This window comes from Marinobacterium aestuarii (assembly GCF_001651805.1).
Taxonomy (GTDB): Bacteria; Pseudomonadota; Gammaproteobacteria; order Pseudomonadales; family Balneatricaceae; genus Marinobacterium_A; species Marinobacterium_A aestuarii.
Genome location: NZ_CP015839.1, coordinates 143030 through 155444 on the forward strand (window position 1 = coordinate 143030; position 12415 = coordinate 155444).

8 protein-coding genes are annotated in these 12415 nt (G+C 58.4%); 4 read left to right on the top strand and 4 right to left on the bottom strand.

Features of this window, described 5'->3' with window-relative positions:
* Positions 1-89 precede the first annotated feature (89 nt).
* Both A8C75_RS00630 and A8C75_RS00635 read left to right on the top strand, forming a co-directional pair.
* Positions 90-2345 carry an arginine/lysine/ornithine decarboxylase gene (locus A8C75_RS00630; RefSeq protein ID WP_067376640.1) on the top strand — a complete coding sequence of 752 codons (2256 nt, stop codon included), beginning with the start codon at positions 90-92 and terminating at the stop codon, positions 2343-2345.
* A 475-nt stretch (positions 2346-2820) separates the two neighbouring features.
* Positions 2821-4176 (top strand): MFS transporter, encoded by a 1356-nt coding sequence (locus A8C75_RS00635; protein ID WP_067376643.1) that lies wholly within the window; start codon positions 2821-2823, stop codon positions 4174-4176.
* A 98-nt stretch (positions 4177-4274) separates the two neighbouring features.
* Here A8C75_RS00635 and ilvN read toward each other — a convergent pair whose 3' ends face one another.
* Positions 4275-4766, bottom strand: a complete 492-nt coding sequence (gene ilvN / locus A8C75_RS00640) for an acetolactate synthase small subunit (protein WP_067376647.1) — start codon at positions 4764-4766, stop codon at positions 4275-4277.
* 2 nt (positions 4767-4768) lie between these two features.
* On the bottom strand, positions 4769-6490 hold the full coding sequence (locus tag A8C75_RS00645; protein ID WP_067376650.1) for an acetolactate synthase 3 large subunit: 1722 nt from the start codon (positions 6488-6490) through the stop codon (positions 4769-4771).
* Between the two features lie 571 nt (positions 6491-7061).
* Here A8C75_RS00645 and A8C75_RS00650 point away from each other — a divergent pair.
* Positions 7062-7328 (top strand): hypothetical protein, encoded by a 267-nt coding sequence (locus A8C75_RS00650; protein ID WP_067376653.1) that lies wholly within the window; start codon positions 7062-7064, stop codon positions 7326-7328.
* Positions 7329-7575: 247 nt separating this feature from the next.
* Here the strand turns inward: A8C75_RS00650 and A8C75_RS00655 are convergent, their stop codons facing one another.
* Together A8C75_RS00655 and A8C75_RS00660 are read right to left on the bottom strand one after the other, a co-directional pair.
* Positions 7576-8535, bottom strand: coding sequence for a LysR substrate-binding domain-containing protein (locus A8C75_RS00655; protein WP_067376656.1), 960 nt, complete (start codon positions 8533-8535; stop codon positions 7576-7578).
* Between the two features lie 191 nt (positions 8536-8726).
* Positions 8727-10433, bottom strand: coding sequence for a BCCT family transporter (locus A8C75_RS00660; RefSeq protein ID WP_067376659.1), 1707 nt, complete (start codon positions 10431-10433; stop codon positions 8727-8729).
* 694 nt (positions 10434-11127) lie between these two features.
* Here A8C75_RS00660 and A8C75_RS00665 point away from each other — a divergent pair.
* A complete protein-coding gene (locus A8C75_RS00665) occupies positions 11128-12312 on the top strand; it encodes an aromatic ring-hydroxylating oxygenase subunit alpha (protein WP_227819797.1) in 1185 nt (394 codons plus the stop codon).
* Positions 12313-12415: the final 103 nt, after the last annotated feature.

A 12415-nucleotide genomic window follows, 5' to 3' on the forward strand; every position in this document is an offset into this window, starting at 1 on the left:
GAATGGTGTGCTGCCGGGGCGCAATCGTCCGTGTAGCGGCGCCGCACACTTCTCCTACTCACCTGTTCTTACCGAGTGACTGGCCCCACATGAAATTTCGCTTTCCTGTAGTCATCATTGATGAAGACTTCCGTTCTGAAAATATCTCGGGTTCCGGTATTCGCGACCTCGCCGAAGCCATCGGCCAGGAAGGCGTTGAGGTTATCGGCTTTACCAGTTACGGCGATCTGACTGCCTTTGCGCAGCAGGCCAGCCGTGCCTCCAGCTTTATCGTCTCGATCGACGATGAAGAGTTTGGTGATGGCAGCGATGGCGATGTCGAGAAGGCGCTGGCGGGAATTCGTGGCTTTATTCGGGAAGTGCGCAAGCGCAACACCGATATTCCGATTTTCCTGTACGGCGAGACCCGCACCTCACGCCATATACCCAATGAAATCCTGCGTGAGTTGCACGGTTTCATTCATATGTTTGAAGATACGCCCGAGTTCGTGGCGCGGCATATCATCCGTGAGGCCAGGAAGTACCTGGATTCCCTGGCGCCGCCCTTCTTTGATGCCCTGATGGATTACGCCAGCGACAGCTCCTACTCCTGGCACTGCCCGGGCCACTCCGGTGGCGTCGCCTTCCTGAAGAGCCCGGTCGGGCAGATGTTCCACCAGTTCTTCGGCGAGAATCTGCTGCGCGCAGACGTCTGCAACGCCGTGGACGAACTCGGCCAGCTGCTGGATCATACAGGCCCGGTGGCGGCCAGCGAGCGCAATGCGGCACGCATTTTCGGCTGCGATCACCTGTTCTTCGTCACCAACGGTACCTCGACCTCCAACAAGGTGGTCTGGCACTCCACAGTGGCGCCCGGCGACATAGTGGTGGTGGATCGCAACTGTCACAAATCGATTCTGCACTCGATCATCATGACAGGCGCGATTCCGGTGTTCCTGATGCCGACTCGCAACCACTACGGCATTATCGGCCCTATTCCCAAGAGTGAGTTCGACCCCGAGACCATTCGCCAGAAGATCGCCGACAACCCCTTTGCCCGCAATGCGGTCAACAAGAAACCGCGCATTCTGACCATTACCCAGAGCACCTACGACGGCGTGCTCTACAACGTCGAAACTATCAAGGACATCCTGGGCAGCACCATAGATACGCTGCACTTCGACGAAGCCTGGCTGCCCCACGCCGCCTTCCACAGCTTCTATCGTGACATGCACGCCATCGGCTCCGGCCGTCCGCGTTCCGACGACACCCTGGTGTTCGCCACCCAGTCGACCCACAAGCTGCTGGCAGGCCTGTCCCAGGCGTCGCAGATCCTGGTGCAGGACAGCAAGAACCGCAAGCTCGACACACACCGCTTCAACGAATCCTACCTGATGCATTCGTCCACCAGTCCGCAGTACGCCATTATCGCTTCCTGCGACGTGGCCGCGGCCATGATGGAAGCGCCGGGTGGTACAGCGCTGGTGGAAGAGTCCATTCTGGAAGCGCTGGATTTCCGCCGAGCCATGCGCAAGGTGGATGACGAGTTTGGTGCCGATGACTGGTGGTTCAGGGTCTGGGGACCGGATCGTCTGGCGGAAGAAGGCATGGGAGATCGCGACGACTGGGTGATTCATTCCGGCGATCGCTGGCATGGTTTCGGCGAGATCGAGTCGGGCTTCAACATGCTGGACCCCATCAAGGCCACCATCATTACCCCGGGCCTGGACGTGGATGGCAGCTTCGACGACGTCGGTATTCCCGCAGCGATCGTCAGCAAGTACCTGGCCGAGCACGGTATCATCATCGAGAAGACCGGACTCTATTCGTTCTTCATCATGTTCACCATCGGCATCACCAAGGGCCGCTGGAACTCGATGGTAACCGAGCTGCAGCAGTTCAAGGATGACTTCGACAATAACGAGCCGCTGTGGCGCATCATGCCGGAATTCGCCAAGCGTTTTCCCAAGTACGAGCGCGTTGGCCTGCGTGACCTGTGCAGCGAGATCCACGAGGTTTACCGCCAGTACGATGTTGCCCGCATCACCACCGACATGTACCTGTCCAAGATACAGCCGGCCATGACCCCGGCCGATGCCTGGGCCAAGATGGCGCATCGTCAGGTGGAGCGTGTGGCTATCGATGATCTGGAAGGCCGCATTACCGCCATGCTGGTAACGCCCTATCCGCCGGGTATTCCGCTGCTGATCCCGGGCGAGTGCTACAACAAGATCATCGTCAGCTATCTGCAGTTCGTGCGTGACTTCAATGGCCGCTTCCCGGGCTTCGAGACCGATGTACACGGTCTGGTGCGCGAGAAGGTCAACGGCGAAGATCACTACTTCGTGGATGTGGTGAAAAACTGATTCGTACCGGATACCGGGTCGGCTGCTGAACGCAGCCCGGCCCGCTTGCAAGATCCCTCCCCCTGTCCCTTGTTCTTCTTTGCTCTTCCTTGCCCCCAGACGCGCTCCTGCGATAGGGAGGTGACCTCTGGTAATTGGTGAATCGTGAACAAACAGCTGTAAGCTGACAGCCGTAAGCCGTAAGCCGTAAGCCGTAAGCCGTAAGCCGTAAGCTCTAAGCTGACAGCTTATAGCTATCAGCTGCGCTCCCTTTCACCTTGAACCTTGCCCCTGCTCTTCTCCCTTGCCCCTGCTTTTCTGCCCTTTGCAGCCAATGGATAGTCATTGCAGGCTGCGTCATTTTGATTCCTGCCAATTGCTTGATACTGCGGGTATGGCTCTGGGTTGTACAAAAGGTAACCAGAGTCGCGTGCGTCTGCCCCGCTTGGAGTGGGTCGGGTGACATAAAAATAAAGTTGGCTGGCGGGAGAATACTGTGAAGACGGTAGATGTGCACAAAATTATCGATGAGGCTCGATTCAACAAATTTCACTGGCTGGTGCTGTTCTGGACCGGGCTTATCATCATCTTTGATGGCTATGACCTGATCATTTACGGCGTGGTACTGCCCAAGCTGATGGCTGAGTGGGATCTGTCCCCAGTGGATGCCGGAACCCTGGGGAGCACGGCGCTCTTTGGCATGATGTTCGGCGCCCTGTTTTTTGGTCCACTGTCGGACAGAATCGGCCGCAAGAAAACCATTATGATCTGTGTCGCCCTGTTCAGTGGCGTCACCTTCCTCAACGGCTTTGCCCGTGATCCGCTGGAGTTTGGTCTCTGCCGCTTCATAGCAGGTCTTGGTATTGGCGGTGTCATGCCCAATGCCGTCGCCCTGATGACCGAATATGCGCCAAAGAAGATGCGCAGCACCCTGGTCGCCATCATGTTCAGCGGTTACTCCATCGGTGGCATGGCCTCGGCCTTTATCGGCATGACTCTGATTCCGGCCTACGGCTGGCCGTCGGTTTTTTTCGTCGCCGGCATCCCGCTACTGCTGCTGCCGCTGATCTGGCTGATGTTGCCGGAATCTGTCGGCTATCTGCTGCAGTCTGGCCGCAGGGCAGAGGCGGTGAAGATGCTCAACCGGCTTGATCCAGGCTGCAATGCACAGCTCGAGGACGATCTGCAGATGCCCACCGGAAAGGAGCCCGGCAGCGTACCGCTGCTGTCTCTTTTCACCCAGGGCCGTCTGATGTCTACGCTGATGTTCTGGGTCAGCTTCTTCTGCTGCCTGATGATGGTCTACGCTCTGGCCTCCTGGTTGCCGAAGATCATGGAAGCGGCCGGCTACGAAGTGAAGAAGGGTCTGTTGTTCCTGCTGGTACTGAACTTTGGCGCCATGTTCGGGGCCATCGGTGGCGGCCTGATGTCTGACCGTTTTCACCTGCGGCGCGTGATCACCATCATGTTCCTGCTTGCCGCGCTGTCCATCGGGCTACTGGGCTTCCTCAAGGGGTCTATGACGGTGCAGTATGTGCTGATCGCCATCGCCGGTGCCTGCACCATTGGAACCCAGATTCTGCTGTACGCCTATGTGGCGCAGTACTATTCGGTGTCCAACCGTTCCACCGGTATCGGCTGGGCCTCAGGGGTGGGCCGACTTGGTGCCATCCTGGGCCCGATCCTCGGTGGTGTACTGATGGCGGCGGAGCTGAACGTCGAGATGAACTTTGTTGCCGTCGGTGTGCCGGCGCTGGTCGCCGCACTGGCCATTTGTATGGTCGGGCGTGAGCCCCGGCAGGCTCGGGCTGCTGCCGCGGCATCGCTAGCCACCCAGGCGGCCAAGTCATAGACCGGTGCTGAAGGCTGCTGCCAGGCATTGAAAGGAGGCAGATATCAAAAAGCCGCTCCCCAGGGGAGCGGCTTTTTTGTAGCCGGCTGATCCAGAGATCAGGGGCTGAGGGTTTTTTCGCCGCGGGCGATACCCGAAACACCCGAGCGCACCACTTCCATGATGGTGGCGGTGCCCAGTGCGCTGATAAAGGCATCGAGCTTGTCGCTCGCACCGATCAGCTGCACCGTGTAGGTACTGGGTGTCACATCGATGATCTGGCCACGGAAGATATCCGAGGTGCGCTTGATCTCGGCGCGGGCGGCGCCTGAGGCCTTGAGCTTGATCATCATCAGCTCGCGTTCGATGTGCTCGCCTTCGGTCAGATCGACCACCTTCACAACGTCAATCAGCTTGTTCAGGTGCTTGGTGATCTGCTCGATAACACGGTCATCCCCGACGGTGGTGACGGTCAGGCGCGACAGGGTCGCATCGTCCGTCGGCGCCACTGTGAGGGATTCGATGTTGTAATTGCGCTGGGAGAACAGGCCGACCACGCGAGACAGGGCACCCGGTTCGTTTTCCAACAGAACTGAAATGATACGTCTCATGCTCAGGTTCTCTCCGTTTTGGTCAGCCACATGTCGCGCATTGAGCCGCGCGGTACCTGCATGGGGTACACGTGCTCGAATTGATCCACATAGATATCCATAAACACCAGACGATCTTTCATGGCGAAGGCTTCGCGCATGGCGGCTTCAAGGTCGGAATACTTCTCGACCTTCATGCCGACATGGCCATAGGCCTCGGCCAGCTTGACGAAGTCGGGCAGGGACTTCATGTAGGAGTGCGAATGCCGCGATTCGTAGTTCATGTCCTGCCACTGGCGTACCATGCCCAGGGACTGGTTATTCAGGTTGATGATTTTCACCGGCAGGTCGTACTGCTTGCAGGTGGAAAGCTCCTGAATGTTCATCTGGATGCTGCCCTCGCCGGTGACGCAGGCGACGTCGGCATCGGGGAAGTTCATCTGCACGCCCATAGCCGCTGGCAGACCAAAGCCCATGGTGCCCAGACCGCCTGAGTTGATCCAGCGATTGGGCTTGTTGAACTTGTAGTACTGGGCTGCGAACATCTGGTGCTGGCCGACATCGGAACACACATAGGCGTCGCCGTTGGTGACCTTGCTCAACATTTCGATGACCTGCTGCGGCTTCATCTTGTCGGAGTCGTCGGTGCGGTAGCGACCGCCGTGGCGCGTGCGCCATTCGTCGATCTGTTCCCACCAGGTCTTGAGCGCCGCCGCATCGGGCTGCTTCTTGGACGCGGCCACCAGTTCGATCATTTCCGCCAGAACCGCCTGAGCCGGGCCCACGATGGGGATATCGGCCTTGACGGTCTTGGAAATGGACGCAGGGTCAATATCGATATGGATAATTTTGGCGGTGGGGCAGAACTTGTCCAGACCGTTGGTAACTCGGTCGTCAAAGCGCGCGCCTACGGCCAGAATCAGGTCCGAATGGTGCATCGTCATGTTGGCTTCGTAGCTGCCGTGCATGCCGAGCATGCCGATAAACTGACGATCCGTACCCGGGAAGCCACCCAGCCCCATCAGGGTATTGGTGACCGGGTAGTTGAGCATGCGCGCCAGCTGAAGCAGCTCGGCACTGGCATTGCCCATGATGACGCCGCCGCCGGTGTAGAGCACCGGGCGTTTGGCCGCCAGCAGCAGATCGGTCGCTTTCTTGATCTGGCCGCTGTGACCGCGGGTGACCGGGCTGTAAGAGCGCAGCTTGACGGTTTTGGGGTGTTCGTATTCATAGCGTTCGGTCGGCGACGTCATATCCTTGGGGATATCCACGACCACAGGCCCCGGACGACCGGTCTGGGCAATGTGGAACGCCTTCTTGATAATGGCCGGAATATCTTCCGCCCGGGACACGCTGAAGCTGTGTTTCACTATAGGACGGGAAATACCCATCATATCGGTTTCCTGAAACGCATCTTCACCGATCAGGTGACTCATGACCTGACCGGTGATCACCACCATGGGGATCGAGTCCATATAGGCTGTCGCAATGCCGGTAACGGCATTGGTCGCGCCTGGGCCTGATGTGACCAGCGCCACGCCGGCCTTGCCGGTCGCGCGCGCATAGGCATCGGCCATGTGCGTTGCCGCCTGTTCATGGCGCACTAGTATATGTTGCACATCTTCCTGACGGAAAAGGGCATCGTAGACGTGCAGCAAGGCACCGCCCGGATAGCCATAGATGTACTTCACACCCTCGTCATGAAGGGCACGAACAACCATTTCTGCGCCTGATAATAATTCCACAGTATTCACCCTCTGGTGCACCAGTTCCCGGCAAGGAAAAGGCGCGTAACAGTTTTTGTTTCTGCAACGTTGAACATGACCCACCCACTTAAGCGACGTTGGTGCTTTGGTGGTAAAAATCTCAACCATTCCAGGGCAGAGACGTGGCGGCTCAGGTTCGGGTGCTTACCGGTGCTGAGGGTTGCCCAGCCGGCAGACCAGCGGGAGACGATACTGGAGATCGACTCGCCAGAGCTTCGGGGTTACCTACGCGCTCAAGGCCTCTAAAATCGAGCTGCACATTCTCTCACCGGGTCAGGTTTCGATCAACCGATGGCGGCTGAATCGACCCAAAAAGCCGGCCTTGGCGGCGATTTGCATGCATTTAGGCCATAAAATTGCAGAAATCGGTGCCGTTTCCCCGGCCTGGCGGTTATGCACCCTTGATCCTTGCGGGCATGGCGGGGTTGCCGATGGGGCTGAGGATCTGCCAAAAGACGCTGCTAAAGGCCGTATCATCGCTCGCTACAACGGCTGCAAAGGCGTCTGAAAACAGGTTATAGTGCGGGAAAATGTCTAGCGGAGTCGCACCATGAATGTGTCTGAAATCAAAAACAAGGATCGGGTGATTAACGAGCTGCTGCTGTTTATCCGCAAGGTGCTGGTTGAGCCCGATATCAACACCAAGGCGCTGGATATTGCCCGCAAACACATCAACGAGAAAAACGCTGATGTGCTGATTGCCGATGAGCTGTCCGCCACCACCAACGTCAAGATCCCGGTTGAGCACAGCGATGCGGACAAGCTGTTCCTCAAGCTGCTGCGTGATGTGGTACGCGACGAAAAAGCGCTGTACTAACTTAAAGCGTGATGCGTAATTGGTGATTCGTGATTCGTGATTCGTAGAGCACCGATCACTCCGGTTTCACGACTTACCAATTACGATTCACCAATTACCAGAGACCTCCCCTGACTACCGTATGAGCTGCGCCCCGCAGCGAAGCTTTCGAGGTGCTTAGAGCTTTCAGCTGTCAGCTTACGGCTGAAAGCTGCCTGTTTACCAATTACCAATTACCAATTACCAATTACCAATTACCAATTACGATTCACCAATTACCAGAGGTCTCGGTAGGCGCCTCAATAGCCTCGCATTCCCCCACGCACTGCAGTAGCCAGTGGCGAAACTGCTCCACGCCTGGCTTGCGCCGCATGGGCTCCTGGGGCTCCAGCATGTAAAAGCGGGCGGTGGTGTTCAGCTCCATCGCTACGGGCCTCACCAGCAGGCCGCTTTGCAGATAATCAGCCACCAGCTGCTCCCACCCCAGGGCTATGCCCTGTCCATTCAGTGCGGCCTGCACCAGCATGGCGTAGTTGTTCAGGTTCAGACGGCGACGCGGTTCCTGCGGTGCAATACCCGCGGCGCTGAACCACTGACTCCAGTTGAGCCAGTCTTCCCCTGAATCCAGCCACAGCTGGGTGGTACCCAGAATATCTTCAGTGCTCTGCCCTTCGGCTTCGGCGCCGCTAGTGCGATTGCGTTCCAGAAAGGCCGGGCTGCAAACGGGGAACACCTTTTCGCTGAACAGCGGTGTCGCCACCAGCCCCGCCGGCGGTGTGCGGCAATAGAAGAGCGCGACATCAAATTCGGAGCTGCGCAGCCCCAGCAGGGAATCGGTGGCCAGGATGCGCACGTCTATATCGGGGTGCAGATCCTGGAATTCCGGCAGCCGTGGCAGCAACCAGAGCGAGGCCATGGCATTGGAGGTGACCACGGTGAGCTGCTGGTTACCCTGCCACTGGACTATGGCGCCGGTGGCGCTGGAGATCAGCAGCAGGGACTGCTGCACGCTGTCGTAGTATTCGGCGCCTGTCTGGGTGAGGCTCAGCTGGCGCTTGTCCCGCACGAAGAGGCTGCGTCCGAGGTATTCCTCCAGATGGCGGATCTGGCGGCTGACGGCACCCTGGGTCACACTCAGTTCAAGCGCGGCCTGGGTAAAGCTCAAATGCCGGGCGGCGGATTCGAACGCAACCAGGCTGTTCAGTGGCGGTAAGGGCTTGATCTTCAACCAGGGCTCTCCTTTTCTTATTTTCGTGGCGGCTAATCGGCTGCCAGGGTTGAGTGCCCGTCGTGCCTGGCGCCTTGCCGGCAGTGTAGCAGTCAGGTTGTTTAGACAGGCGCCCAAGATTATACCCCCTGCAAACAAAAACACCGGCGTTCGCGCAGGGCGAAGGCCGGTGTGGTCAGCGGTTCATGGAATCAGCGCTCGCCGCTGGCGCGCAACATGGCGGGCTGGGCTGCGTCGATCGGAGTCGCAGCATGGCTCTGGGTGTTGCTGTGCAGAGCCTGGGGCCTGTTGCTGCCCCGCTGTGGCCCGAGGGGAATAGGCAGCAGGCCGGCTTCCGCGCGCAGCGCCTTCATCAGGCTGACGGACATCAGCAGGGTCAGCACTGCAATCGGCAGGCCTGCAACGATGGAGGCGGTCTGCACGGCTTTCAGGCCGCCGGCGTAGAGCAGACCTCCGGCGATAAAGGCCTGCATGGCGCCCCAGATAATACGTAGCGCAAGCGGTGGCTCCATACTGCCCCTTGTACTTAGGGTACAGAGCACCAGGGTGCCGGAGTCCGCCGAGGTGATGAAGTAGGTGGCCAGCAGCAGGGTCACCAGTATCATCAGACCCTGGCCCAGGCTGCCGGAATCAAGCTTCTCGAACAGGGTAAAGATCGCCGAGGTGGTTTCGGCCTTGGTGGCCAGCAGGATCTCGCCGCCGTTGAATTCAGCGGCTTCGCCGCTCAAGCTGCCGGCTTCAACCAGTTCCTGGTGGGCGACGCGGTCCTGCTGTTCCATTTTCAGCGCCGAGCCGCCAAATACCGACATCCAGATAAAGGTCACCAGGGTGGGCACCAGCAGGGCGCCGACGATCAGTTCGCGGATGGTGCGGCCACGGGAGATGCGGGCGATGAACATGCCGACAAAGGGTGACCAGGTCATCCACCAGGGCCAGTAAAAGGCGGTCCACCAGTTCTGCCAGCCCGAATCCGCCTGGGCGTCGCTCCAGGTGCTCAGCGTAATCAGGTTGCTGGCGTAGTCGCCGGTGCTTTCGATAAAGGTGTGCAGAATATAGCGGGTGGGGCCTATCAGCAGCACGGCGATCACCAGGACGATCGACAGCAGCATGTTCCATTCGGACAGCAGGCGGATGCCGCGGCCGACACCGGAGACCACCGACAGAATCGCCAGGAAGCTGATGGCGGCAATCATGATCAGCTGATTGCCGATGCTGATATCCATGCCGAAGACGTTGTTGAGGCCGGTATTCATCTGGATGACGCCCAGCCCCAGAGACTGGGACACGCCAAAGGCGGTGATCGCCACGGTGAGGATATCCACCGCATGGCCGATGGGGCCATAGATGCGATCGCCGATCAGCGGGTAGAGCACCGAGCGCATGGTCAGCGGCAGGCCCTTGCGATAGGCAAAATAGGCCATGGTCAGGGCGACGATAATAAAGATGGCCCAGGGATGCAGACCCCAGTGGAAGAAGGTAATGCGCATGGCGGTGGCGGCGGCCTCATCGCTGAGACCCGCGGCGGCAAAAGGGTTGCCGGCGTAGTGCCACATGGGTTCTGCCACGGACCAGAAGATCAGGCCAATGCCCATGCCGCCGCTGAACAGCATGGCGAGCCAGGAGCGGTAGCTGAATTCGGGTCTTTCATCGTCCCGGCCGAGGCGGATATTGCCGTAGCGACTGAACATCAGATAGATCAGCAGCCCGAGCACACCGGTGACGACGCTCAGGTAGAACCATTTGAAGTTGTTGAGAATGTTGTCGGATACTTGCTGGAAGAAGGCGCCTGCCGCTTCGGCCTGCAGACCGCAATAAATAACGAAACCAATCACCACCATCATGGAAATGAGGGTGACGATCGGGTCCACGCCTCGCACAAGTCCGCTGTCGGATCTCATCGCTTTGTCCACCTTGCTTATTATATAAAGTCATGCCTGCCGCTCGATTGCAGAGCCGGATGCGGGCCGTGAAGAGTGCCGCCTGTAAGGCTGCTACGAACCGGAATTCGCGATGGCGCCATCTTGTGCAAAAGCTTGATCCAGATCAAACGACTTTTTCACCCCCAGCTAATGAGTTTTTGTAATGACACTGTGAGATTCGCTGAGGCAGTGGCACAGCATTGCCGCCAGCATTCAGTGCTGCAGCAGCCGGCATGGCTGGCCTGCAGGGGCAGGGGATGGTCAAAAAACGAACAGTCATGTTTGTCTCAGCAGCATCAACGCAAGCCGCAGCCCTGAACCAGGACATTACCTTTTATCATGCTTTCTGTGCTGCCCCCAGTGGTGAGCGCGGCGGCTGTCTGCGACCTTTGAGGTCGGACTCCAGCCTGTTAAACCCTCATAAATCGCCCCGTTCTTCCCTATGTCCCTGTGCGCCTAAGGGAAATTTCCTCGTAAACTCAGGTGCTTGCAGACTTGTGAGTTTTTATCATGACCCCGGGGCTGAAAAGTCGTTTGTCCGGGCGATTTTGTATTCAGTACTATGCGTTCAAACAGAGTCTCGACGGTGACATCGCCAGTGGCATGTACTTGTCGGTCTATAAGAGAAACCAGCAGCCTTCCCAAGTGCAGGCCGTGTGTGGAGATAAGCGCGATGACAATCAAGTCTCAGATGATTCCGATGGCAACCCTGGACAGCGTGCGCAAGCCGATTGCCGATGCCTCTGGCATGCCCAATGCCGTCTATGACGATCCCGCCTTCTTTGAGTTTGAACGTGAAGAAGTACTTGGCAAGACCTGGGCCGCCATCGGCTACACCAGCGACCTGCCGCGTAACGGCTTTGCCAAGCCGGTGGACTTCATGGGCCTGCCGCTGGCTATCATGCGCAACCGCGACGGCGAGTTCAATGTCTTCCACAACGTCTGCAGCCACCGCGGCATGATTCTGCTGAGCGAGGAAACCGAAGTTGAAGGCATGGTGCGCTGCCCGTACCATTCCTGGACCTACGACCTGAATGGCAACCTCAAGGGTACTCCACACATCGGCGGCGTCGGCGTTCACAAGGCCGAAGGCTTTGTGTGTGAAAAGCACGGCCTGCGCACTGTGCGCTCCCACGTCTGGATGGGGATGGTGTTTATTAACCTGTCCGGTGATGCGCAGTCCTTCGACGACTTTATCGCACCGCTGACCCAGCGCTGGAGCGAGTTCTGCGGTACGGATGGCTGGAATAACCTGCACATCGCCCAGACCGGCAGCCAGATGCAGCTGGAAGTGAACTGCAACTACAAGCTGGCTATCGAGAACTACTGCGAAGCCTACCACCTGCCCTGGGTACACCCGAGCCTGAACACTTACTCGCCGCTGGATCAGCACTACAACCTGGTGGTTAGCGAAGGCATGTCCGGGCAGGGCAGCTACACCTACAATCTGTCCGATGTCGCCGGCACCCACTTGCCACGCTTTGCCGACTGGCCGCAGGACAAGCTGCGTCAGGCTGAATATGTGTCCCTGTACCCCAACGTACTGCTGGGCATTCAGGCCGACCACTTCTTCACCATCATTCTGGAGCCGCGTGCCCATAACCGCACGCTGGAAAATCTGCGCCTGTTCTACGTCGGCGAAGAAGCCTGCGGCGATGAATTCTCCGCCTGCCGCCAGGCCGTGCTGGAAGCCTGGAAAGTGGTCTTCGGTGAAGACGTTTTCGCGGTCGAAGGCATGCAGGCCGGTCGCAAGTCGCCGGGCTACGCCGGTGGCGTCTTCTCGCCGGTACTGGACGGACCAACCCACCATTTCCACACCTGGGTTGCCAACAAGTACGCCGAATCAGCCCAGGGCTGATTCTACCCTCGAGCACCTGAAGCCGGTCGCCGGGTTGTTAAACCTGCGCGGCTGGCCTCATTTCAGGGCTTCTTCTGCCACAAGACTCACGGGTAGCTTTCCC

Excerpts from the sequence above, each read along its gene's own strand:
- A8C75_RS00630 (WP_067376640.1), top strand. The coding sequence starts at position 90 with ATGAAATTTCGCTTTCCTGTAGTCATCATTGATGAAGACTTCCGTTCT.
- ilvN (WP_067376647.1), bottom strand. The coding sequence starts at position 4,766 with ATGAGACGTATCATTTCAGTTCTGTTGGAAAACGAACCGGGTGCCCTG.
- A8C75_RS00650 (WP_067376653.1), top strand. The coding sequence starts at position 7,062 with ATGAATGTGTCTGAAATCAAAAACAAGGATCGGGTGATTAACGAGCTG.
- A8C75_RS00660 (WP_067376659.1), bottom strand. The coding sequence starts at position 10,433 with ATGAGATCCGACAGCGGACTTGTGCGAGGCGTGGACCCGATCGTCACC.
- A8C75_RS00665 (WP_227819797.1), top strand. The coding sequence starts at position 11,128 with ATGACAATCAAGTCTCAGATGATTCCGATGGCAACCCTGGACAGCGTG.